26 protein-coding genes and 1 pseudogene are annotated in these 23,026 nt (G+C 62.4%); 24 read left to right on the plus strand and 3 right to left on the minus strand.

Annotation, left to right across the window (positions count from 1 at the left end; all coding sequences use genetic code 11):
* The first annotated feature begins 61 nt into the window (after positions 1-61).
* The 23 genes and pseudogenes from ccmA to phnP all read left to right on the plus strand — a co-directional run.
* Complete coding sequence (ccmA, locus tag AB4O16_RS24775) at positions 62-697, plus strand: cytochrome c biogenesis heme-transporting ATPase CcmA (protein WP_160388265.1); 636 nt, start codon at positions 62-64, stop codon at positions 695-697.
* Entirely contained in the window at positions 694-1,362 is a 669-nt protein-coding gene (gene ccmB / locus AB4O16_RS24780; protein ID WP_007980754.1) for a heme exporter protein CcmB, read from the plus strand. Before ccmA ends, ccmB begins: the two co-directional genes overlap by 4 nt.
* A gap of 73 nt (positions 1,363-1,435) precedes the next feature.
* Positions 1,436-2,191, plus strand: coding sequence for a heme ABC transporter permease (locus AB4O16_RS24785; protein WP_150716474.1), 756 nt, complete (start codon positions 1,436-1,438; stop codon positions 2,189-2,191).
* Positions 2,188-2,364: a heme exporter protein CcmD gene (gene ccmD, locus AB4O16_RS24790; RefSeq protein WP_007980758.1), complete on the plus strand. Its 177-nt coding sequence runs from the start codon at positions 2,188-2,190 to the stop codon at positions 2,362-2,364. The genes AB4O16_RS24785 and ccmD overlap by 4 nt, the downstream gene beginning before the upstream one ends.
* The gene (gene ccmE, locus AB4O16_RS24795; protein ID WP_008052305.1) at positions 2,361-2,816 is read left to right on the plus strand and encodes a cytochrome c maturation protein CcmE; all 456 of its coding nucleotides are present in this window, start codon (positions 2,361-2,363) and stop codon (positions 2,814-2,816) included. Before ccmD ends, ccmE begins: the two co-directional genes overlap by 4 nt.
* Before the next feature lie 3 nt (positions 2,817-2,819).
* Positions 2,820-4,808 carry a heme lyase CcmF/NrfE family subunit gene (locus tag AB4O16_RS24800; protein WP_460156069.1) on the plus strand — a complete coding sequence of 663 codons (1,989 nt, stop codon included), beginning with the start codon at positions 2,820-2,822 and terminating at the stop codon, positions 4,806-4,808.
* A complete protein-coding gene (locus AB4O16_RS24805) occupies positions 4,805-5,341 on the plus strand; it encodes a DsbE family thiol:disulfide interchange protein (protein WP_160388267.1) in 537 nt (178 codons plus the stop codon). The genes AB4O16_RS24800 and AB4O16_RS24805 overlap by 4 nt, the downstream gene beginning before the upstream one ends.
* Positions 5,338-5,811, plus strand: a complete 474-nt coding sequence (locus tag AB4O16_RS24810) for a cytochrome c-type biogenesis protein (protein ID WP_160388268.1) — start codon at positions 5,338-5,340, stop codon at positions 5,809-5,811. Before AB4O16_RS24805 ends, AB4O16_RS24810 begins: the two co-directional genes overlap by 4 nt.
* Complete coding sequence (gene ccmI, locus AB4O16_RS24815; protein WP_160388269.1) at positions 5,804-7,006, plus strand: c-type cytochrome biogenesis protein CcmI; 1,203 nt, start codon at positions 5,804-5,806, stop codon at positions 7,004-7,006. The genes AB4O16_RS24810 and ccmI overlap by 8 nt, the downstream gene beginning before the upstream one ends.
* Positions 7,007-7,020: 14 nt before the next feature.
* A complete protein-coding gene (locus AB4O16_RS24820; protein ID WP_160388270.1) occupies positions 7,021-7,428 on the plus strand; it encodes a hypothetical protein in 408 nt (135 codons plus the stop codon).
* A 995-nt stretch (positions 7,429-8,423) separates the two neighbouring features.
* Positions 8,424-9,257, plus strand: a complete 834-nt coding sequence (phnC, locus tag AB4O16_RS24825) for a phosphonate ABC transporter ATP-binding protein (RefSeq protein WP_460156070.1) — start codon at positions 8,424-8,426, stop codon at positions 9,255-9,257.
* A gap of 44 nt (positions 9,258-9,301) precedes the next feature.
* Entirely contained in the window at positions 9,302-10,315 is a 1,014-nt protein-coding gene (gene phnD, locus AB4O16_RS24830; protein ID WP_460156071.1) for a phosphonate ABC transporter substrate-binding protein, read from the plus strand.
* Positions 10,316-10,456: 141 nt separating this feature from the next.
* Positions 10,457-11,239, plus strand: coding sequence for a phosphonate ABC transporter, permease protein PhnE (gene phnE / locus AB4O16_RS24835; protein WP_160388273.1), 783 nt, complete (start codon positions 10,457-10,459; stop codon positions 11,237-11,239).
* A gap of 38 nt (positions 11,240-11,277) precedes the next feature.
* Positions 11,278-11,982 carry a phosphonate metabolism transcriptional regulator PhnF gene (gene phnF, locus AB4O16_RS24840; RefSeq protein WP_178120663.1) on the plus strand — a complete coding sequence of 235 codons (705 nt, stop codon included), beginning with the start codon at positions 11,278-11,280 and terminating at the stop codon, positions 11,980-11,982.
* An 11-nt stretch (positions 11,983-11,993) separates the two neighbouring features.
* Positions 11,994-12,443 carry a phosphonate C-P lyase system protein PhnG gene (phnG, locus tag AB4O16_RS24845; protein ID WP_460156072.1) on the plus strand — a complete coding sequence of 150 codons (450 nt, stop codon included), beginning with the start codon at positions 11,994-11,996 and terminating at the stop codon, positions 12,441-12,443.
* Positions 12,443-13,033 carry a phosphonate C-P lyase system protein PhnH gene (gene phnH / locus AB4O16_RS24850; protein ID WP_460156073.1) on the plus strand — a complete coding sequence of 197 codons (591 nt, stop codon included), beginning with the start codon at positions 12,443-12,445 and terminating at the stop codon, positions 13,031-13,033. The genes phnG and phnH overlap by 1 nt, the downstream gene beginning before the upstream one ends.
* On the plus strand, positions 13,033-14,109 hold the full coding sequence (locus AB4O16_RS24855) for a carbon-phosphorus lyase complex subunit (protein ID WP_460156074.1): 1,077 nt from the start codon (positions 13,033-13,035) through the stop codon (positions 14,107-14,109). Before phnH ends, AB4O16_RS24855 begins: the two co-directional genes overlap by 1 nt.
* Positions 14,102-14,974: an alpha-D-ribose 1-methylphosphonate 5-phosphate C-P-lyase PhnJ gene (locus tag AB4O16_RS24860; RefSeq protein WP_160388277.1), complete on the plus strand. Its 873-nt coding sequence runs from the start codon at positions 14,102-14,104 to the stop codon at positions 14,972-14,974. Before AB4O16_RS24855 ends, AB4O16_RS24860 begins: the two co-directional genes overlap by 8 nt.
* Positions 14,971-15,777, plus strand: coding sequence for a phosphonate C-P lyase system protein PhnK (gene phnK / locus AB4O16_RS24865; RefSeq protein WP_460156075.1), 807 nt, complete (start codon positions 14,971-14,973; stop codon positions 15,775-15,777). The genes AB4O16_RS24860 and phnK overlap by 4 nt, the downstream gene beginning before the upstream one ends.
* A gap of 28 nt (positions 15,778-15,805) precedes the next feature.
* Positions 15,806-16,525 (plus strand): phosphonate C-P lyase system protein PhnL, encoded by a 720-nt coding sequence (gene phnL, locus AB4O16_RS24870; protein WP_460156076.1) that lies wholly within the window; start codon positions 15,806-15,808, stop codon positions 16,523-16,525.
* On the plus strand, positions 16,515-17,660 hold the full coding sequence (locus AB4O16_RS24875) for an alpha-D-ribose 1-methylphosphonate 5-triphosphate diphosphatase (protein WP_460156077.1): 1,146 nt from the start codon (positions 16,515-16,517) through the stop codon (positions 17,658-17,660). The genes phnL and AB4O16_RS24875 overlap by 11 nt, the downstream gene beginning before the upstream one ends.
* A complete protein-coding gene (gene phnN, locus AB4O16_RS24880) occupies positions 17,660-18,229 on the plus strand; it encodes a phosphonate metabolism protein/1,5-bisphosphokinase (PRPP-forming) PhnN (RefSeq protein WP_460156078.1) in 570 nt (189 codons plus the stop codon). Before AB4O16_RS24875 ends, phnN begins: the two co-directional genes overlap by 1 nt.
* A pseudogene (gene phnP, locus AB4O16_RS24885) lies at positions 18,220-18,963 on the plus strand (phosphonate metabolism protein PhnP); the annotation flags it as partial. The gene phnN and the pseudogene phnP, both read left to right, overlap by 10 nt.
* A 134-nt stretch (positions 18,964-19,097) precedes the next feature.
* Here the strand turns inward: phnP and AB4O16_RS24890 are convergent.
* Entirely contained in the window at positions 19,098-20,303 is a 1,206-nt protein-coding gene (locus AB4O16_RS24890) for an MFS transporter (RefSeq protein WP_160388283.1), read from the minus strand.
* A gap of 208 nt (positions 20,304-20,511) precedes the next feature.
* On the opposite strand from AB4O16_RS24890, the gene AB4O16_RS24895 reads away from it, so the two are divergent.
* Positions 20,512-20,955: a hypothetical protein gene (locus AB4O16_RS24895; protein WP_160388284.1), complete on the plus strand. Its 444-nt coding sequence runs from the start codon at positions 20,512-20,514 to the stop codon at positions 20,953-20,955.
* A gap of 131 nt (positions 20,956-21,086) precedes the next feature.
* On the opposite strand, the gene AB4O16_RS24900 is transcribed toward AB4O16_RS24895, so the two are convergent.
* Positions 21,087-22,085, minus strand: coding sequence for a sulfate ABC transporter substrate-binding protein (locus tag AB4O16_RS24900; protein WP_460156079.1), 999 nt, complete (start codon positions 22,083-22,085; stop codon positions 21,087-21,089).
* 93 nt (positions 22,086-22,178) lie between these two features.
* Positions 22,179-23,006: an ion transporter gene (locus AB4O16_RS24905; RefSeq protein WP_160388285.1), complete on the minus strand. Its 828-nt coding sequence runs from the start codon at positions 23,004-23,006 to the stop codon at positions 22,179-22,181.
* Between the last annotated feature and the right edge of the window lie 20 nt (positions 23,007-23,026).

The raw sequence follows: 23,026 nt of genomic DNA on the forward strand, positions 1-23,026 counted from the left end.
TGCTGCATCTCTTTAACGGCCGCGCCAGTGCCGACTTGAACCGTATAAGGCCCGTGAACCCTTGACCAGTCCTGTCCTGCAAACCGTTGCCCTTGCCTGTGAGCGAGACCTTCGGCTGCTCTTCGAAAATCTCGATTTGCGACTGGCCAGTGGCGAAATGGTACAAATCAGCGGCCCCAACGGCAGCGGCAAGACCAGCCTGTTGCGCCTGCTCTCGGGGCTGATGCAGCCGACCGCCGGTCAGGTGCTGCTCAACGGCCAGCCGCTGAACGAGCAACGCGGTGAGCTGGCGCGCAACCTGCTGTGGATCGGCCACGCGGCCGGGATCAAGGATTTGCTGACGCCGGAAGAGAACCTGAGCTGGCTGTGTGCCTTGCATCACCCGGCAAGCCATGAGGCGATCTGGCAGGCGCTGGCCGCGGTCGGGCTGCGTGGTTTCGAGGATGTTCCCTGTCATACGTTGTCCGCTGGTCAGCAGCGCCGCGTCGCGCTGGCGCGCCTGTACCTGGACAGCCCGCCGCTGTGGATCCTCGATGAACCCTTTACCGCCCTCGACAAGCAGGGCGTTGCGCAACTTGAAGAACACCTGGCCGGCCACTGCGAGCGCGGCGGCATGGTGGTGTTGACCACTCATCACACGCTGAGCCGGATGCCGGCCGGTTATCGCGACATCGATCTGGGGAGCTGGGCCGTATGAGTGTTTTCGGCCTGTTGGTCGCCCGTGAGGCCCGTCTGCTGTTCCGCCGTCCTGCGGAGCTGGCCAATCCGTTGGTTTTCTTCGCCATTGTGGTTTCGCTGTTCCCGCTGGCGGTCGGCCCCGAGTCTCAATTGTTGCAAACCTTGTCTCCGGGGCTGGTCTGGGTCGCGGCTCTTTTATCGGTTTTGCTCTCGCTGGACGGGCTTTTCCGCAGTGATTTCGAAGACGGATCCCTCGAACAGTGGGTCCTTTCGCCGCACCCCCTGGCTCTTCTGGTTTTGGCCAAGGTGCTGGCACACTGGGCTTTTTCCGGCCTGGCACTGGTTTTGCTCGCACCCTTGCTGGCGTTGATGCTCGGTTTGCCTGCCGCCTGTCTGCCGGTGTTGCTGCTTTCGCTGCTGCTCGGTACACCGGTACTGAGCCTGCTCGGTGCGGTGGGGGCGGCACTGACCGTGGGCCTGAAGCGCGGTGGCCTGTTACTGGCACTGCTGATTCTGCCGCTGTACATCCCGGTGTTGATCCTTGGCAGTGGCGCCTTGCAGGCTGCCTTGCAGGGCATGCCGGCGACCGGTTATCTGTTGTGGCTTGGTAGCCTGACCGCCCTGGCGATAACCCTGACACCCTTTGCAATAGCTGCTGGCCTGAAGATCAGCGTCGGCGAATAATGAGGTCTGATCAAATTTTGATCAGCAAAGACCCAAGCTCTTCACAGTAAAGAGCAACCGTGATGGAAACAGTATGAACTGGACGTGGTTTCACAAACTCGGCTCGCCCAAATGGTTTTACGGCATCAGCGGCAGAATGCTGCCCTGGTTGAGCGTCGCGGCGTTGCTGCTGATCAGCGTTGGCGTGGTCTGGGGCCTGGCCTTCGCGCCGCCGGACTATCAGCAGGGCAACAGCTTTCGCATCATCTATATCCACGTCCCGGCCGCCATGCTGGCGCAGTCCATCTACGTGATGCTGGCCGTGTGCGGCATCGTCGGTCTGGTATGGAAGATGAAACTGGCCGACGTCGCCCTGCAATGCGCGGCGCCCATCGGTGCCTGGATGACCGCCGTGGCGCTGGTCACCGGGGCGATCTGGGGCAAGCCGACCTGGGGCTCGTGGTGGGTCTGGGATGCACGCCTGACGTCGATGCTTATCCTGCTGTTCCTGTACTTCGGTCTCATTGCACTGGGCAACGCCATCAGCAATCGTGACAGCGCCGCCAAGGCCTGTGCGGTGCTGGCGATCGTCGGCGTGATCAACATCCCGATCATCAAGTACTCGGTGGAGTGGTGGAACACCCTGCACCAGGGCGCAACCTTCACCCTCACCGAAAAACCGGCGATGCCCGCCGAGATGTGGCTGCCATTGCTGCTGACAGCGTTGGGTTTCTACTGTTTCTTCGGCGCGGTGCTGTTGCTGCGCATGCGTCTTGAAGTGCTCAAGCGCGAAGCCCGGGCCAGTTGGGTGAAAGCGGAAGTGGAAAACAGCCTGGAGGTCGCTCGATGAGTTTTGCTTCATTCGGCGACTTCATCGCCATGGGTCATCATGGCCTGTATGTCTGGTCAGCCTATGGCATCTGCCTGGCGGTATTGGCCCTCAACGTGGCGGCGCCGATCCTGGCCCGCAAGCGGTATCTGCAACAAGAGGCGCGTCGTCTGCGCCGGGAGAACGGCAAGTGAATCCGCTGCGCAAAAAGCGTCTTATCATCATTCTTGCGATCCTGGTCGGGGTCGGCGCTGCCGTTGGCCTGGCCCTGAGCGCCCTGCAGCAGAACATCAACCTGTTTTACACACCAACGCAGATCGCCAATGGCGAAGCGCCGCAAGACACACGCATCCGTGCCGGTGGCATGGTCGAGGCCGGTTCCTTGCAGCGCTCCGGCGACTCGCTGGACGTGAAATTCGTCGTCACCGATTTCAACAAATCCGTGACCATCACTTATCGCGGCATCCTCCCGGACCTGTTCCGCGAAGGGCAGGGCATCGTCGCCCTGGGCAAGCTCAACGCCGATGGCGTGGTGGTGGCCGATGAAGTGCTGGCCAAGCACGACGAGAAATACATGCCGCCGGAAGTGACCAAGGCGCTGAAAGACAGCGGCCAGTCGGCACCCACTCCCGCGAAAGAGGGCTAACTGATGACAGCTGGAATCTTCATCCCCGAATTGGGCCACCTGGCCATGATCCTGGCGCTGTGTTTCGCGCTGGTCCAGGCCGTGGTGCCATTGGTCGGTGCCTGGCGCGGTGACCGCTTCTGGATGAGCCTGGCCCAGCCGGCCGCGTGGGGGCAGTTCGCGTTTTTGCTGTTCGCCTTCGGCTGCCTGACCTACGCCTTCATGGTCGATGACTTCTCCGTGGCCTATGTGGCCAACAACTCCAACAGTGCCTTGCCGTGGTACTACAAGTTCAGCGCGGTGTGGGGTGCCCACGAAGGGTCCCTGCTGTTGTGGGCCCTGATTCTCGGCGGCTGGACCTTCGCGGTGTCGGTATTTTCCCGGCAGTTGCCGCAGGTCATGCTGGCCCGCGTGCTGGCGGTGATGGGCATGATCAGCACCGGTTTCATGCTGTTCCTGATCATGACCTCCAACCCGTTCAAGCGCATCCTGCCGCAAATGCCCACGGACGGCGCCGACCTCAACCCGCTGCTGCAGGACATCGGCCTGATCGTGCACCCGCCGATGCTGTACATGGGCTACGTCGGTTTCTCGGTGGCCTTCGCCTTCGCCATCGCCGCGCTGATGGGCGGTCGCCTGGATGCCGCGTGGGCGCGCTGGTCGCGGCCGTGGACCATCGTGGCCTGGGCGTTCCTCGGTATCGGCATCACCCTCGGCTCGTGGTGGGCGTACTACGAACTCGGCTGGGGCGGCTGGTGGTTCTGGGACCCGGTGGAAAACGCCTCGTTCATGCCATGGCTGGTGGGCACCGCACTGATTCACTCGTTGGCGGTCACGGAAAAACGTGGCGTGTTCAAGAGCTGGACCGTATTGCTGGCCATCGCCGCATTCTCCTTGAGCCTGCTGGGGACCTTCCTCGTGCGTTCCGGCGTGCTGACCTCGGTGCATGCGTTTGCGTCCGATCCGGAGCGCGGCGTGTTCATCCTGATTTTCCTGCTGTTCGTGGTCGGCGGTTCATTGACGCTGTTCGCCCTGCGCGCGCCGGTGGTCAAGAGCCAGGTCGGCTTCAACCTCTGGTCCCGGGAAACCCTGCTGCTGGGCAACAACCTGGTGCTGGTGGTGGCCGCGTCGATGATCCTGCTCGGCACCCTGTATCCGCTGATTCTCGACGCCATGACCGGCGCCAAGCTGTCGGTCGGCCCGCCATACTTCAACGCGCTGTTCATTCCGTTGATGGGGTTGCTGATGGTGGTGATGGCGGTAGGCATGCTGGTGCGCTGGAAAGACACGCCGGTGAAATGGCTGGTGAGCATGCTCACTCCGGTGCTGCTGGGCAGTGCGGCCATGGCCGTGGTGGCGGGTGTCGCCTACGGTGATTTCAACTGGGCCGTACTGGCGACTTTCATGCTCGCCGCCTGGGTGTTGCTGGCCGGTGTGCGCGACATCTTCGACAAGACCCGCCACAAGGGCCTGATCAAAGGCTTGCCGACCCTGACCCGCAGCTACTGGGGCATGCAGGTCGCGCACCTGGGCATTGCCGTGTGTGCGCTGGGCGTCGTGCTGTCGAGCCAGAACAGTGCCGAGCGCGACCTGCGCCTGGCGCCGGGCGAGTCCATGGACCTGGCCGGCTACCACTTCATCTTCGAGGGCGCCAAACACTTCGAAGGCCCGAACTTCACGTCCGACAAGGGCACCGTGCGGGTGATCAAGGGCGGCAAGGAAGTCAGCGTGCTGCACCCGGAAAAACGCCTGTACACCGTGCAGAACTCGGTGATGACCGAAGCCGGCATCGACGCCGGGTTCACTCGCGATATCTACGTTGCCCTCGGCGAACCCCTGGGTGACGGCGCCTGGGCTGTGCGCGTGCATGTCAAACCGTTCGTGCGCTGGATCTGGTTCGGTGGTTTGCTGACTGGCTTCGGCGGCTTGCTGGCGGCGCTGGATCGGCGTTATCGGGTCAAGGTGAAATCCAAGGTGCGTGATGCACTGGGCATGTCGGGAGCCACTGCATGAAGCGTTGGTTGATGTTGTTGCCACTGGCGATTTTCCTGGTGGTCGCTGTATTTCTTTACCGTGGGCTGTACCTGGATCCGGCCGAGTTGCCTTCGGCGATGATCAACAAGCCGTTCCCGGAGTTTTCCCTGCCGTCGGTGCAGGGCGACAAGACCCTGACCCGCGCGGACATCCTCGGCAAACCGGCGCTGGTCAATGTCTGGGGCACCTGGTGCATTTCCTGCCGGGTCGAACACCCGGTGTTGAACAAGCTGGCCCAGCAGGGTGTGGTGATCTATGGCATCAACTACAAGGACGTCAACGCCGATGCCTTGAAGTGGCTGACGGACTTCCACAACCCGTATGCGCTGGACATTCGTGACGACGAAGGCTCGCTGGGTCTGAACCTCGGCGTGTACGGCGCACCGGAAACCTTCTTCGTCGATGCCAAGGGCATCATCCGCGACAAGTTCGTCGGCGTGATCGACGAGCAGGTCTGGCGGGAAAAACTGGCGGGCAAGTACCAGGCGCTGGTCGACGAGGCCAAGCCATGAAGCGCTGGTTTGCTGCCGTTGTGCTGGGCTTGAGCCTGGCCGGCGTGGCCCACGCGGCCATCGACACTTATGAATTCGCCAAGGAAGGCGACCGCGAGCGTTTTCGCGAGCTGACCAAGGAGCTGCGTTGCCCCAAGTGCCAGAATCAGGACATCGCCGATTCCAACGCACCGATTGCCGCCGACCTGCGCAAAGAGATTTTCCGCATGCTCGGCGAGGGCAAGGACAACCAGCAGATCATCGACTTCATGGTCGACCGCTATGGTGATTTCGTCCGCTACAAACCGGCCCTGAACGCCAAGACCGCCTTGCTCTGGTTCGGCCCCGCCGGCCTGTTGCTGGGCGGTGTCGTGATCATCGCGGTGATCGTCCGCCGTCGTCGCGTGCAACGCGCCGACACTCCGGGCTCGCTGTCTGCCGAGGAGCGCTCGCGCCTCGACCACCTGTTGGATAAAACCAAGAATGATTGATTTCTGGCTCGCTGCAGGTCTGCTGCTTCTGGTTGCCCTGAGTTTTCTGTTGATCCCTGTTCTGCGCAGCCGTCGCGCCCAGCGTGAAGAGGATCGTACCGCCCTGAACGTCGCGCTGTATCAGGAGCGCGTGGCCGAGTTGCAGACCCAGCAGGAAGAGGGCGTGCTCGATGGGGCGCAAATGGACGCCGGTCGCGCCGAAGCCGCCCGTGAATTGCTGGCGGACACCGAGGGCGTCGAAGCGCCACAGGCGTCGCGTCTGGGCAAACCCTTGCCATTGCTGGCGGCCGTGCTGGTGCCGGTGCTGGGCCTGGGGCTGTACCTGCATTACGGCGCCAGCGACAAGGTTGAGCTGACCCGCGAGTTCGCCCAGGCACCGCAGTCGATGGAAGAGATGACCAAGCGCCTGGAGCGCGCGGTGGCTGCACAACCGGATTCTGCCGAAGGCATGTACTTCCTCGGTCGCACCTACATGGCTCAGGACCGCCCGGCGGACGCGGCGAAGATGTTCGAGCGCACGGTGAACCTGGCCGGTCGTCAGCCCGAGCTGTTGGGGCAATGGGCCCAGGCCCAGTACTTCGCCGACGGCAAGAAGTGGTCGGACAAGGTCCAGGCCCTGACCGACGAAGCGCTCAAGGCTGATCCGAAGGAAGTCACCAGCCTCGGCCTGCTCGGCATCGCCGCGTTTGAGGGCGAGCGTTATCAGGAGGCCATCGACTATTGGAATCGCCTGCTGGCGCAACTGCCACCGGAAGACCGCTCCCGCGAAGCGTTGCAGGGCGGGATCACCCGGGCCACGGAAAAACTGCTGGCCAGTGGCGGCCAGGTTGCGCAAGCGCCGGTGGCCAAGGCTGCGGCACTGCTCAAGGTCAGCGTCGATCTGGCCGCGGACCTCAAGGCCAAGGTCCAGCCGGGTGACAGCGTGTTCATCTTCGCCCGTGCGATCTCCGGTCCTCCGGCCCCGCTGGCGGTCAAGCGTTTGACCGTGGCCGATCTGCCGGTGACCGTCGAGCTGGGTGATGCCGACGCGATGATGCCGCAATTGAAACTGTCGAACTTCCCTGAAGTCCAACTGGTTGCGCGCATTTCCCGCGCCGGCAAACCCACCGCCGGTGAGTGGATCGGTCGCAGCCAGCCCCTGGCCAGCAGCACTACCGCGCCGCAAACTCTGACCATCGACAGTCCGGACAAATAACAGGAAACGCCACCATGACCGCCATCGCTCGTATTGCCCTGCTCAGCGTCGTTTTGGGGTTGAGCGCTTGTGCGGTCCAGCGGCCACCGGAGCAGACAGCTCCGCCGCCGATCCCGCCGTCGCAACCGCGTCCAACGCCATCGACGTCACCCGTGCCGAGCAAGCCGTCCGTTCCGGCCAAGCCCTCCAAGCCGTTGCCGCGCACTTCGGCCAGCTTTGCGCCGCCGCCGGGGGGCAATAGCCATTGGGATCCGAAGCTTGGCGTTTATGTGCTGGATGATCAGCCCAATACCTTTTATCGCCAGCGTACCTATTACCGCTGGGATAACGGCTGGAGCCGGTCGATCAGTCCGAAAGGGCCGTGGGAGGAGACTGATATTCACGGTGTGCCGGGTGGTTTGGGGCGGCAGTTCGGGCAGTAAGGTACCAAGGCGACTTTCGGGTCGCCTTTTTTGTGCCTGCTGAATAATTTGGCCCAACCCTTGATTCCTGTAGGAGCTGGCTTGCCAGCGATGGCGGCCTGACAGCCGACCAGCCTTTTGTTGACCGTGTACATATCCATTCCTGCGGTAACGGCAACTTATGGTTTCGCCCTTACGGCGACTCACTTTTTTTACAAGCGCCAAAAAAAAGTAAGCAAAAAAACGCTCGCCCCTTGCGTCCGGCCCCTCGCTTAGGCTCGGCGTTCCTTCGCTCCGGTATCCATCCGGGGACACTGCCCTCCGGTCGGCTTCGCTTCGACCTACATGCAGCGTGTTCGACTGCGTCGAACGGCGCTGCGCGCCAATCCCCGGATGAACACCGGAACGAGGCCTTCCGAGGGGGCGGGTGGATCAAGATCAAGAGCTGCAGGCGAGCTAACGCTCGGCCTGTTGAGTGGTGAAGAGCAGCGGGTGTACGCGGCTTTTGCTTTTGTTTTTGCACTTCTGTGGGAGCTGGCTTGCCAGCGATGGCGGCCTGACAGCCGACCAGTCTCTTTCAGATGTACTCATTCCCTGTAGGAGCCGGCTTGCCAGCGATGGCGGTGTGTCAGGTGTAGCAGGGTTGGCCGGGATGGCGCCATCGCCAGCAAGCCGGCTCCTACAGGGATTGAGTACAGCTTCGCGATCAGGCCGGCCGGTATGCCGCCTCGCTTTTGCTTTTGATCTTCTTGCCCCCTCACGCCCTGAGCCTCTCCGTCAACCTGTGGCTACCGCCATCGCGGGCAAGCCCGCTCCCACAGGGTTCCTCCGTGGACACCCAATCTGGCTACAACCGCGACCAAATGCGCAAACCTCCAGCTCAACCTTTCACAAAACCTTCATCAAATGGCCCATCCAGTGACATGTGCAAGTCATAGGGCTGACATGCCCGGTGCCTAAAGTCTGTTGAACTCAAATGCAGCCACGGATGGCTGTTCAACCAGACAGAGAAGCCCATGAACGCAGCTATCCATGTCGATCATCTGAACAAGACCTTTGCGCGTAAAACCGCACTGGTCGACCTCGAACTGACCATCGCGGCCGGTGAGATGGTCGCGCTGATCGGCGCGTCCGGCTCCGGCAAGTCCACTTTGCTGAGGCATCTCGCGGGCCTGGCCTGTTGCGATCGCAACAACGGTGGCAGCGTCAGGGTGCTGGGCCGCGAGGTGCAGGCATCCGGCCGTTTGAATGGCAAGGTGCGCCGCCTGCGCGCCGACATCGGCTACATCTTTCAGCAGTTCAACCTGGTCAACCGTTTGAGCGTGCTCGACAACGTACTGCTCGGCTGTCTGGGGCGCATGCCGCGCTGGCGTGGCAACCTGAGCCTGTTCAATGCCGAGGAAAAGCAGTTCGCCATGGAGTCCCTGGACCGGGTCGGCCTGGCTGACCTGGCGGCACAACGGGCTTCGACCCTGTCCGGTGGTCAGCAGCAGCGCGTGGCGATTGCCCGTGCCTTGACCCAGCGGGCCGAGGTGATTCTGGCGGACGAGCCGATTGCCTCCCTCGACCCGGAGTCGGCACGCAAGGTCATGGAGATTCTCGCCGACATCAATCGCCGCGACGGCAAGACCGTTGTGGTGACCCTGCATCAAGTCGATTACGCCACCCGTTATTGCCCGCGCGCCGTGGCGCTCAAGGCCGGGCGGATTCATTTCGACGGTCCGGGTTCGCAATTGAGCGGCCAGTTCCTCAATGATTTGTACGGTGCCGACATCGACACCAGCCTCATGTGTTCCGAGTCTTCCCGTCACAGCGAAGCGGCGCCGCGTCTGGTGCTGGCGCGCGTGTGATCAACCTCGAACTCCCTAGCCGTTCACCCTCAGGAAACCTTTCCATGTTGAACCGTATCGGTCGCGTTTTTGCTGGTGCAGCGCTGCTCGCCAGCTGTGTATCGGGCACTGCCCACGCTGAAGAAAAAGCCATCAACTTCGGCATCATGTCCACCGAGTCTTCGCAAAACCTCAAGAGCATCTGGCAGCCGTTCCTGGATGACATGCACAAGAAGACCGGCCTGAAGATCAACGCCACGTTTGCCTCCGACTATGCCGGCCTGATCCAGGGCATGCGCTTCAACAAGGTCGATGTGGCCTGGCTGGGCAACAAGGCCGCCATCGAGGCGGTGGACCGCTCCAACGGCGAGATCTTCGCCCAGACCGCTGCCGCCAGTGGCGCCGCCGGTTACTGGAGCGTGCTGATCGTGCGCAAGGACAGCCCGATCAACTCCGTCGACGACATGCTGAAAAATGCCAAAAACCTGACCTTCGGCAACGGTGATCCGAACTCCACCTCGGGCTATCTGGTGCCGGGCTACTACGTGTTTGCCAAGAACAACGTCGATGCCGCCACCGCTTTCAAGCGCACGCTCAACTCCAGCCATGAAGTCAACGCGCTGAGCGTGGCCAAGGGGCAAGTGGATGTGGCGACCTTCAACACCGAAAGCTGGGATCGCCTGGAAGTCACCCAGCCGGATAAAGCCGCTCTGCTGAAAGTGATCTGGAAGTCACCGCTGATCCCCGCCGACCCGCTGGTGTGGAGCAAGAACCTGAGCGACAGCGAGAAGACCAAGATCCGCGATTTCATCTTCAGCTATGGCGACACCGACGAAGAGAAGGCGGTGCTCAAGGGCATGCAGTTGGGCAAGTTCCTGAAATCCAGCGACGACCAGTTGCTGCCGATCCGCCAGCTCGAGCTGTTCAAGCAGCGCACCACGATCAGTGCTGACGACAAGCTGGAAGCCGCCGACAAGACCAAAAAACTGGCCGATATCGATGCCGAGCTGGCCAAGCTGCAAGAGCGCCTGACCTTGCTCGACAAAACCGCCGACAAAAAATCCGCAGCCAACGGCTAACCCCTGTAGGAGCGAGCCTGCTCGCGATGGTCGTCAACGATGACGCGGGAAACCGGGAGACACGCGGCGTCCTTACGTTCATCGCGAGCAGGCTCGCTCCCACAGGTTTTTGTACAAAGCATAATTTTTTAGAGAACCCTCATGACCACTCTGCACGCTGAAGCTGTTGGCAAGCGCACCTGGCCGCAGTACGTCGGTTGGGGCCTGTTCCTGGTCATGCTGACCTGGGCCTGGCACGGCGCCGAAATGAATCCGATGGCGCTGTACCGCGACTCGGGGAACATGGCGACCTTCGCCGCGGATTTCTTCCCGCCGGACTTCCATGAATGGCGCATGTACCTCAAGGAAATGATCGTCACCGTACAAATCGCCCTGTGGGGCACGGTGCTGGCGATTGTCTGTTCGGTGCCGCTGGGCATTCTCTGCTCGGAAAACATCACGCCGTGGTGGATTCACCAGCCGTTGCGCCGGGTGATGGACGCCTTCCGTTCGATCAACGAAATGGTGTTTGCCATGTTGTTCGTGGTGGCCGTCGGCCTGGGGCCCTTTGCCGGCGTGCTGGCGCTATGGATCAGCACCACCGGGGTACTCGCCAAGCTGTTCGCCGAAGCCGTCGAGGCAATTGATCCGGGACCGGTCGAAGGCGTTCGCGCCACGGGCGCCAGTGCCTTGCAAGAAGTGATCTACGGCGTGATCCCGCAAGTGATGCCGCTGTGGGTGTCCTACGCGCTGTATCGCTTCGAGGCCAACGTGCGCTCGGCGACGGTGGTGGGAATGGTCGGGGCGGGCGGGATCGGGGTGATTCTCTGGGAGAACATCCGCGCCTTCCAGTTTGTGCAGACCTGCGCCGTTTTGCTGGTGATCATCGTCGTCGTCAGCCTGATCGACATCCTCTCGCAACGCCTGCGCAAGCAGTTCATCTGATTTTTCGGAGGGGTGCCCGCGGGCGCTTTTTTTAAAGCATGAACTTGTCTAGACAAGATGAACCGGTGTACCGCGAATTGGCCGACATCCTGCGTCGGGAGCTGGCGGATTACCGCGCCGGAGATTTCCTGCCGGGGGAGGTGATGTTGGCCGAACGCTTCGGGGTCAACCGCCATACCCTGCGCCGCGCCATCGATGAACTGGTGTTCGAAGGCAGCCTGTTGCGGCGCCAGGGCAAGGGCACCCAGGTGCTGGAGCGGCCGCTGATTTACTCGATGACCGCCGAGAGTGCCTACAGCCAGTCGCTGTCGGCCCAGGGGCATGGCGTCCAAGCGCTGTTGCTCAAGCGCCGCTACTGCTTCGCCAGTCGTGAAGAGGCGCAATACCTGGGCATTGCCGAGATGGCGCCGATGATCGAATTGCAGACCTTGCGCAAGCTCGACAACCAACCGGTCAGCCTGATCCGCCATCGCTACTGCGCCAGCCACGCGCCGCTGCTGGCCGACTACAACGGCGGTTCCCTGCGCCAGTACTTGCGCGAGCGCGATATGCCGCTGACCCGCACCCAGAGCCTGATCGGCGCCCGTTTGCCCAACCGCGAAGAAGCCGCGTTGCTGCTGATGCCCCGGCATCTGCCGGCCCTGAGCGTGTTCACCCTTTCCCGCGATCGCGACGGCCGTGCGGTGGAGCTGGCGCAGTCCACCAGCCGTTCGGATCGCTTCCAGTACCAGGTCGTCACCTGATGGAGAACGCAATGCAAAACCCAGCTCCTCACACCGAACGGCAGCACTGGATCGGCGTGCTGGCCCGCGCCAGCCGCAGTGAATTGCAGCCCTTCGAAGACGCGTTGCGCGACGTCGAGTACCGACTGATCCGCGCCCCGGAAATCGGCATGACCCTGGTCCGTGGCCGCATGGGCGGTAATGGCGCGCCGTTCAACGTCGGCGAAATGAGCGTGACCCGCTGCGTGGTGCGCCTGGCCGATGGCCGTACCGGCTACAGCTATCTGGCGGGTCGCGACAAGGTTCGCGCCGAACTGGCCGCCCTGGCCGATGCGCATTTGCAGGGCGTGCAACAGCGCCATTGGCTGGCGGAGATGATCACGCCGCTGGCGACTGTCCAGGCCGAACGTCGGGCGCAAAAAGAGGCGGAAACCGCCGCCACCAAAGTCGAATTCTTCACCCTCGTGCGAGGAGAAAACTGATGAGCGCACAGCTGTTGCAACCGGCGTTCGCCGACCCGGTGCTGGATGCCCAGCGCGGATTTCGCGCGGCCCTCAAGGCCTTGGCCGGCCCCGGTGTGATCCAGACGTTGCACGCCACGCCGAGCCTCGAAGGCTTGGCGCCCGCGACCTATGCGCTATGCCTGGCGCTGTTGGATGTCGACACGCCGCTGTGGCTGGCGCCGTCCTTCGACACGCCGCTGATCCGCGCCAACCTGGCGTTCCACTGTGGTTGCTCGCTGACCTCCAAGCGTGAAGGCGCGCGGTTCGCCTTGCTTGCCGCCGAGGATCTGCTCGACCTGGGCGGCTTCGACACAGGTAACGACCGTTACCCGGACCAGTCCTGCACCTTGCTGGTTCAACTGCCGAGCCTGGACGGCGGGGCAGAGCTGAAGTGGTACGGGCCGGGCATCGAAAGCGAACACGGCGTCGCGCTGCCGCTGGCCGCTGGCTTCTGGCGCGAACGCGAACGGCGCAACGAATTCCCCCGTGGGCTGGACCTGTTTTTCACCGCCGGCGACGACCTGATCGGCCTGCCCCGCAGTACCCGTATCGCAGAGGAGCGCGCCTGATGTACGTAGCCGTCAAGGGTGGCGAACAGGCCATCGACAATGCCCACCGTCTGCTGGCGAAAAAGCGCCGGGGCGATACCTCGGTCACTGAACTGAGTGTCGAGCAGATCCGTCAGCAACTGCCGCTGGCGGTGGCGCGGGTGATGAGCGAGGGCTCGCTGTACGACGAAGAACTGGCGGCGCTGGCCATCAAGCAAGCGGCGGGGGATCTGGTGGAAGCGATCTTCCTGCTGCGGGCCTACCGCACCACGTTGCCGCGCTTCAGCCCGAGCCTGCCGATCGATACCCAGAACATGCAGCTCAGCCGACGTTTGTCCGCGACCTTCAAGGACGTACCAGGCGGCCAACTGCTGGGCCCGACCTTCGATTACACCCATCGTTTGCTGGACTTCGCATTACTGGCCGAAGGCGAATACCCGGGGCCGCAAGTCACCCCGAATGCCAGCCTCGAAGCATGCCCGCGAGTCCTCGGATTGCTGGCGCAGGAAGGCCTGATCAAGACCGAATCCGACAACGGCGAAAGCGTGGCGGACATCACCCGCGACCCACTGGAGTTGCCAGCCAGTCGCGCGCAACGCCTGCAAGCGTTGGCCCGTGGCGACGAGGGTTTCCTGCTGGCGCTGGGTTATTCCACCCAGCGCGGTTATGGCCGCAATCACCCGTTCGCCGGGGAAATCCGTATCGGTGAAGTCGAGGTGTGGATCGACCCCGAAGAGCTGGGCTTCCCGATCAACCTGGGCTGCATCGAAGTCACGGAGTGCGAGATGGTCAACCAGTTTGTCGGCTCGGCCACGGAGCTGGCGCAGTTCACTCGCGGCTACGGGCTGGCCTTCGGACACGCCGAGCGCAAGGCCATGGGCATGGCGCTGGTCGACCGTGCGCTGCGCGCTGACGAATACAACGAAGAGATCGTCTCGCCGGCCCAGCAGGAAGAGTTCGTGCTGATGCACTGCGACAACGTCGAGGCCGCAGGCTTCGTCTCGCACCTGAAGTTGCCTCACTACGTCGACTTCCAGGCCGAACTGGAACTGATCCGCAAACTGCGCAAGCCTGCCGAGGGGCAAAACCATGAATGACTTGAGCCAGGCACCGGTGCGCGATGCGGCGTACAACTTCGCCTACCTCGATGAGCAGACCAAACGCATGATCCGCCGCGCCTTGCTCAAGGCCGTGGCGATCCCCGGGTACCAGGTGCCGTTCGGCGGCCGCGAGATGCCGTTGCCCTACGGCTGGGGCACCGGCGGCATGCAATTGACCGCGGCGATTCTCGGCGACGATGACGTGCTCAAGGTCATCGACCAGGGCGCGGACGACACCACCAACGCGGTGTCTATCCGCCGCTTCTTCGCTCGCACCGCAGGGGTCGCAACCACCGAAAGCACGCCGGACGCGACGGTGATCCAGACCCGCCACCGCATCCCCGAAACGCCGCTGCATGCCGATCAGATCATGGTCTATCAGGTGCCGATTCCCGAGCCGCTGCGTTTTATCGAACCGTCGGAAACCGAGACCCGGACCATGCACGCCCTCAACGATTACGGGGTCATGCACGTCAAGCTCTACGAAGACATCGCCACCTTCGGCCACATCGCCACGGCGTACGCCTATCCGGTGATGGTCGACGAGCGCTATGTGATGGATCCGTCGCCGATCCCCAAGTTCGACAACCCGAAACTCGACATGAGCCCGGCGCTGATGCTGTTCGGCGCCGGCCGTGAGAAGCGTCTGTACGCGGTGCCGCCGTACACCAAAGTCACCAGCCTCGACTTCGAGGATCACCCCTTCGAAGCGCAGAAGTGGGAAGAGTGCTGTGCCATCTGCGGCAGCCGCGATTCGTTCCTCGATGAGTTGATTCTCGACGACGCCGGCACCCAGAGCTTCGTCTGTTCCGACACCTATTACTGCGCCCAGCGCGTCAGCCAGCAGGAGCAGGGCCAATGAACCAGGCGCTGAAAAACCAATTGTCCGTGTCCACCGAACCCTTGCTGCGGGTGCGCGATCTGTCGCTGTTGTACGGGCTGGAGAAGGGTTGCCAGGACGTCAGCTTCGATTTGTACCCCGGTGAAGTGCTGGGGATTGTCGGCGAGTCCGGGTCGGGCAAGTCGACCTTGCTTTCGCTGCTCAGCGGACGCTTGCCGCCGCAGCGCGGCAATATCGGTTACCGCGACAAACAGGGCCAATGGCTGGACCTGTACAGCGCCAGCGAAGCCGAGCGCCGCACCTTGCTGCGCACTGAATGGGGTTTTGTCGAGCAGAACCCGCGGGACGGCTTGCGCATGGGCGTGTCTGCCGGGGCCAACATCGGCGAGCGCCTGATGGCCCAGGGCGTGCGCAATTACCAGCAACTGCGCGGAGCCGGCCTGGATTGGCTGAGCCAGGTGGAAATTGATCCGCAGCGCATCGACGACTTGCCCCGGACCTTCTCCGGCGGCATGCAGCAGCGCCTGCAAATCGCCCGCAACCTGGTGTCGAGTCCGCGGCTGGTGTTCATGGACGAGCCGACCGGTGGCCTCGATGTCTCGGTGCAGGCGCGCTTGCTCGACCTGCTTCGTGGGCTGGTGCGTGAGCTGGACCTGGCCGTGGTGATCGTCACCCACGACCTGGCGGTGGCGCGGTTGCTGGCCGACCGTTTGATGGTGATGCGCCGCTCACGGGTGGTGGAAACCGGGCTGACCGACCAGATCCTCGACGATCCGCAGCACCCTTACTCGCAACTGCTGGTGTCCTCGGTGTTGCAGCCGTGAAGCCCCGTTCAATAGTGGAAACCCTGCGATGAATACCTTGATCGAGGTCCGTGACCTCTCGAAAACCTTCACTTTGCATCAGCAGAACGGCGTGGTCCTCAACGTGCTGCGCGGGGTGGATTTCAGTGTGGCGGCCGGTGAATGCCTGGTGCTGCATGGCCAGTCCGGCGCCGGTAAAAGCACCTTGCTGCGCACCCTGTACGGCAACTACCTGCCGGCGGGCGGCAGCATCCGCGTGCAGCACGACGGCGAGTGGCTGGAGCTGGTGGGCGCCGAACCCCGGGACATCCTGCAAGTGCGTCAGCGCACCTTGGGTTATGTCAGTCAGTTCCTGAGAGTGATCCCGCGGGTCGCGTGCCTGGACGTGGTGATGGAGCCGGCCCTGGCCCGTGGTTGGGCGAAAGAGCAGGCGCAAGCGCGCGCCGAATTGCTACTCACGCGCCTGAACATCCCGCAACGCCTCTGGCAACTGGCGCCCGGCACCTTCTCCGGTGGCGAACAGCAGCGAGTCAACATCGCCCGCGGGTTCATGGTGGCCTGGCCGGTGATGTTGCTCGACGAACCGACAGCCTCACTCGACGACAACAATCGCCAAGTGGTGCTGGAACTGATGAATGAAGCAAAGGCCGCCGGTGCCGCGCTGATCGGCATCTTCCACGACCGCATCGCCCGCGAGGCGGTTGCCGACCGCCATCTCGACATGACCCCAGCCGCTGTGACTGAAAAGGAGTACGCCGATGTCCGTTGAACAGATCCTCAGCAATGCCCAACTGGTCACCGCTGACCGTGTGTTCTACGGCACCGTGCTGCTGCGCGACGGCTTGATCGCCGAGGTCGCCGAAGGCCCGAGCCGTTTGCCCCAGGCTCTGGACCTCAATGGCGACTACCTGCTGCCGGGTCTTGTCGAGCTGCACACCGACAATCTGGAACGCCACATGACCCCGCGTCCCGGTGTGGACTGGCCGTCGGTGCCGGCGGTGCTCAGTCACGATGCACAGATCATCGCGGCCGGCATCACCACGGTGTTCGACGCGGTGTCGATCGGCGATGTGAACCCCAAGGGCAATCGCATGCAGAAACTGCCGGCGATGCTCGACGCCATCTCCAAAGCCAGCGACGCCGGGCTGACCCGCGCCGAACACCGCCTGCACTTGCGCTGCGAACTGTGCCACCCGGACACCCTCAGCGTGTTCCGCGATCTGGTGGAGAACCCGCTGGTGCAATTGGTGTCTGTTATGGACCACTCGCCGGGTCAGCGCCAGTTCGTGCTGGAATCCAAGTACCGTGAGTACTACATGGGCAAGTACCACCTGACCACTACGCAGATGGATGAATTCATCACCCTGCAGATGGCCAACTCGCGCACCTATGGCGACCGCTACCGCGCGGCGATTGTCGAGCACTGCCTGGCCCTTGGCCTGTCGGTTGCCAGCCATGATGACGCGACCCTGGCCCACGTCGAGGAGTCGGCGCGCTACGGCATGACCATCGCCGAGTTCCCGACCACCGTCGAGGCCGCGCGCGGTTGCCGGGAGCACTGCATGAATGTGTTGATGGGTGCGCCGAACATTGTGCGCGGCGGGTCACACTCGGGTAACGTGGCCGCCTTCGATCTGGCCGACGAAGGCTTGCTGGATATTCTGTCCAGCGACTACTACCCGGCAAGCCTGCTGCAATCGGCGTTCGCGCTGGCGGCGCAGAGTGAGCGGATCGGTCTGGCCGAAGCGGTGCGCATGGTCAGCCTGAATCCGGCCCGGGCCGCCGGGTTGAACGATCGTGGCGAGATTGCACCGGGTCTGCGCGCGGATCTGCTGCAAGCGCGTAGCCAGGATGGCTTGCCAGTGGTCCAGCAAGTATGGCGACAAGCGAAGAGGGTGTTTTGATGGCGGGCAGGTTGATCTATCTCATCGGGCCCTCGGGCTCAGGCAAGGACAGCCTGTTGGATGCGGCGCGAGAGCAGTTGGCAGATCGCGGCTGCCGGATCGTGCGCCGGGTCATCACCCGTTCGGCGGAAGCGGTGGGCGAGGCGGCACTGGGCGTCAGCCCGCAGCAGTTTGCCGACATGGAGGCAGACGGCGCGTTTGCCCTGAGCTGGCATGCCAATGGCCTGTCCTATGGCATCCGACGGGAAATCGACGACTGGCTGGCCGCCGGGCACGACGTGCTGGTCAATGGCTCGCGGGGGCATTTGCAGAAAACCCGCGAGCGCTATCCGAATGTGCTGGTGTTGTTGCTGACCGTGAACCAGGCCGTGTTATGCGAGCGCCTGCTGGCGCGCGGGCGGGAATCGGTGGCCGAGATCGATGCCCGGCTGGCGCGCAATGCGCGCTTCAATCAGCGTGTGCTCGCTGACAATGACCCGACGCTGCATGTGCTGGATAACTCCGGGGCACTGGAGCATACGGTGGCACGCATGCTAGCCTGCATCGATGGCCAGGCTGCATGCGCCTGACGTTGCTGGGCACCGGCGACGCCCGACAAGTCCCGGTCTACGGCTGCGAATGTGTGGCTTGTGACGCGGCCCGCAGGGATGAGTACTTGCAGCGTCGACCCTGCAGCGCGCTGATCGAGTGTGGCGATCAGCGCTGGTTGATCGACAGCGGCTTGCCTGACCTGTGCGAACGGTTCCCGCCGCACAGTTTCAACGGCATTCTCCAGACCCATTACCACGCCGATCATGCCCAGGGCCTGTTGCATCTGCGCTGGGGCCAGGGGCTGGTGATTCCGGTCCACGGCCCGGTGGACCCGGAGGGCCTCGCCGACCTCTACAAACACCCCGGCATTCTCGATTTCAGCCAACCCTTCGACGGCTTTGAAACCCGGCAATTCGGTGCGCTCAGTGTCACCGCGCTGCCGCTGCAACACTCGAAACCGACCCTCGGTTATCTGCTGGAAGGCGAAGGGCGGCGAATCGCCTACCTGACCGACACCGTGGGCCTGCCGCCGGACACTTCGAGCTGGCTGCAGCGTGAGCCACTGGATGTGCTGGTGCTGGATTGCTCCCTGCCACCGCAACCCCAGGCCCCGCGTAATCACAACGACCTGAACCTGGCCTTGCAGTGCATCGACGAGTTGCAGCCGAAGAAGGCGGTATTGACCCATGTCGGGCATACCCTGGATGCCTGGTTGATGCAGCATCGGGGTGAATTGCCGGTGAATGTCAGGGTCGGGTTTGATGGGGGGTGTTGTAGGAGGGAGCGGCAAGCCCGCTCCCACACTTGTCAGGTGGCGTTAATCAGAACGCGGCCTCCGTCGAACTCGTACGTCTGGGCCGTTGACCTCGGCGTAACAGATCCCACCATCCCCGGGCGGCGATTGAACTAAGCCGTCGCCAGCGAACCTTTCTGCGAAACACTCAGGAAGCGCAGCAACGCCAGCAACGGGAACGCGCTGCCGACGATCACGATCCACAACCAGCCGCCGTGTTCGTACACCGCGCTGGCCACCGAAGAACCGAAGGCACCGCCGATGAAGATGCTGGTCATGTACAGCGCATTCAGGCGGCTGCGGCTTTTGCCGTCGAGGGCGTAGACCGCGCGCTGGCCGAGGACCATGTTCATCTGCACGCAGAAGTCGAGCACCACGCCGGTCACGGCCAGGCCGATGACGCTGTAGGCTGGATGGATGAACGCCGGCAGGAAACTCAGGCTGGCGAACACCAAGGCCAGCAACGAGGCGATGCGGGTATGGCCGGCATCGGCCAGGCGTCCGGCGATCGGTGCGGCAATGGCGCCGATGGCGCCCACCAGCGCGAAAATCGCGATGCCGCTTTGCGACAAACCATGATTGCGCGCCAATTCAAGCGGCACGGCAGTCCAGAACAGGCTGAAAGTGGCAAACATGCAACCCTGGTAAAACGCCCGTTGACGCAGTACCGGTTGCTTGCACAACAGCGTCCACAGCGAGCCCAGCAACTGGCCGTAGGACGCGCTGTGATCGGGCTCACGCTTGGGAATGGTCACGGCCAGCACGATGCTGATGGCCGCCATCAACACGGCGGCAATCATGAACATCGCCCGCCAGCCGAAGTGATCGGCCACCACGCTGGACACCGGCCGGGCCAGCAGAATGCCGAGCAACAGACCGCCCATGATCCCGCCCACTACACGCCCACGTGTTTCTTCCGGCGCCAGGTGCGCGGCCAACGGGATGAGGATTTGCACCGACACCGAACTGAACCCCACCAACAGCGAAATCAGCAGGAACACGTTGGGCTGATCGGTGAATGCCGCACCCAGAAGGCTGACAATCGCCACCAGCGTGGTGATGATCATCAGCCGACGGTTCTCCAGCAGGTCCCCCAGCGGCACGAGGAAAAACAGCCCCAGCGCATAGCCGATTTGCGTCAGGGACACGATCAGGCTGGCCATGGTGTTGGTCAGGCCGATGTCCGGCGCGATCAGGCCGATGATCGGCTGGGCGTAGTAGATGTTGGCGACAATGGCGCCGCAGCAGAAGGCGAACAGCAGCACCATGCCTCGGGTCATTGTCGCGGTGCCGTGGGGCACGTGGGTCGCAGGGGTCATAACGGGTCTCGCTGTACGGAATGGAATGCGCGCAGGCTAACGGGCTGACTGAAAACGCGGAAGCGGGATTGGAGTGATAGTAATCATGCCATTGCGTAATGATCAGCACATGGCAACCGGCCATCCGAAGAAAAACCCGCAGGGCCCCGGCAGCTAGAATCTACAGGGGGGATCACTTCAATGTGTCCTTACAAGCGGGAGTATCACGATGAAAATCGTATCTTCGCTGGCGTTAGTCTTAGCGTTCGGCGGGCTCTGTGGTTGTTCGACAGTGCCTGACAACCAGGTCACCAACGTTCCCCTGAATGGCACCGCGATCAATGCCGGAAATATTGGCCGGCCGATCATGATGCCCAGCGGGCATGACACCGTGTTCTGGTTTGCGCTCAGTGGTGAGCCCATGGGCAGTGCGCTGCCGGGCCGTTTGATGGCTTACATCTACCCGGGCAGCTGCGAGAACCTGGGTGCGAAACCGGCCTATGACATGAACGACGGACCCAACGCGCGGTTCTATTCTGCGGCCTCGCACCAGTATTTCTGGAAGAGCGCACCGGTCGCCGTCGAAACCCTTCGAGCCGGCGGCTACGCCTTGGTGGTGCGTGAAAGCCCGGCCGATGGTCACCAGGCCATTTTCTGCGGCAACTTGAGCTGAAACAGCAGGCGAAAAAAACTGTGGGAGCGAGCTTGCTCGCGATGGCGTAATGACAGTCAACGTCGATGTTGACTGTGCAATTGTCATCGCGAGCAAGCTCGCTCCCACAGGAATTGCTGTGTTCCAGGCGATTATTGACCGCTGTAGATCTGGTCGAAAACCCCACCATCGTTGAAGTGGGTCTTCTGCACGGTACGCCAGTCACCGAAGGTCTTCTCGACGGACAGGAAGTCCACTTTCGGGAAGCGGTCGGTGTACTTGGCCAGCACGGCCGGGTCACGCGGGCGCAGGTAGTTGGCGGCTGCAATTTCCTGGCCTTGCGGCGACCACAGGTACTTCAGGTATTCCTCGGCGGCGGCGCGGGTGCCTTTCTTGTCGACGGTCTTGTCGACCACCGACACCGGTGGCTCGGCTTCGGCGGAAACGCTTGGGTAGATGACTTCGAACTGATCACGGCCGAACTCGCGGGCGATCATTTCCGCTTCGTTCTCGAAGGTCACCAGCACGTCACCGATCTGGTTGGTCATGAAGGTGGTCGTGGCGGCACGGCCACCGGTGTCGAGTACCGGCGCTTGCTTGAACAGCTTGCCGACGAAGTCTTTGGCCTTGTTCTCGTCACCGCCGTTTTTCAGCACGTAGCCCCAGGCGGAAAGGTAGGTGTAGCGACCGTTGCCGGAGGTTTTCGGGTTCGGCACGATGACCTGGACGCCATCCTTGAGCAGGTCCGGCCAGTCTTTCAGGGCTTTCGGGTTGCCCTTGCGCACGATGAACACGGTGGCCGAGGTGAACGGCGCGCTGTTGTTCGGCAGGCGCGTGACCCAGTTGTCCGGGACCAGTTTGCCGTTGTCCGCCAGGGCGTTGATGTCGGTGGCCATGTTCATGGTGATCACGTCAGCCGGCAGGCCGTCGATGACCGAGCGCGCCTGTTTGCTGGAGCCGCCGAAGGACATTTGCAGGGTGATGTTTTCGTTGTGCTCGGCTTGCCAGTGTTTCTGGAACGCAGTGTTGTAGTCCTTGTAGAAATCGCGCATCACGTCGTAGGAAACGTTGAGCAGGGTTGGTGCGGCCTGAGCCACGCTGGTCAGTGCCAGGCCAGCGGCCAGAAGAGAGGCGCCAAAGAGTTTTTTCACTGCGCAATCCTTGTTCTATTTAAAAGATGGGGCATTTTGCCAGCGACTATAACCGGGGTCGTATAGTCCCTTAAAGATTAAAAAGCTCTTTGCTTATTCCAATTTCTTGAACAACGCATTGCCACAACGGGAGCAGAACGCGGCGCCGTGTTCGTGGTTGTTTTTCTTGCACACCGGGCAGTCGTGCTGCAGTTGATCGCCACGCATGGCGTTGGCCAGTTCGGCAGTGAAAATGCCGGTGGGTACCGCAATGATCGAGTAACCGGTGATCATCACCAGAGAGGAAACCACCTGGCCCAGCGGCGTCTTCGGCACGATGTCACCGAAACCCACGGTAGTCAGCGTCACGATTGCCCAATAGATGCCTTTGGGAATGCTGGTGAAGCCATGTTCCGGGCCTTCGATGACATACATCAGCGTGCCGAACACCGTCACCAGCGTGCAGACGCTGACCAGGAACACCACGATTTTCTGCTTGCTGCCGCGCAGCGCCGCCATCAGGTAGTTGGCTTGTTTCAGATAGGGGCTGAGCTTGAGCACGCGGAAAATCCGCAGCATGCGGATGATGCGGATAATCAGCAGGTACTGCGCATCGGCGTAATACAGCGCGAGGATGCCCGGCACGATCGCCAGCAGATCCACCAACCCGTAAAAGCTGAAGGCGTAGCGCAAGGGCTTAGGCGAGCAGTACAGGCGCAGGATGTACTCGCCCAGGAAGATCACCGTGAAACCCCACTCGATGTACGCGAGGACATCGGCGTAGTTCTGGTGAATGCTGTCGATGCTGTCGAGCATCACGATCACCAGGCTGGCGAGGATGATCAACAGCAGAATGCCGTCGAAGCGTCGACCCGCCTTGGTGTCGCTTTGGAAAATCATGACGTAAAGCTGTTCACGCCATTGTTTGTTGCTGATGTCCATGGATAACGCCTGGCTCGAAG

It is taken from the genome of Pseudomonas sp. S2_H10, from assembly GCF_054668285.1.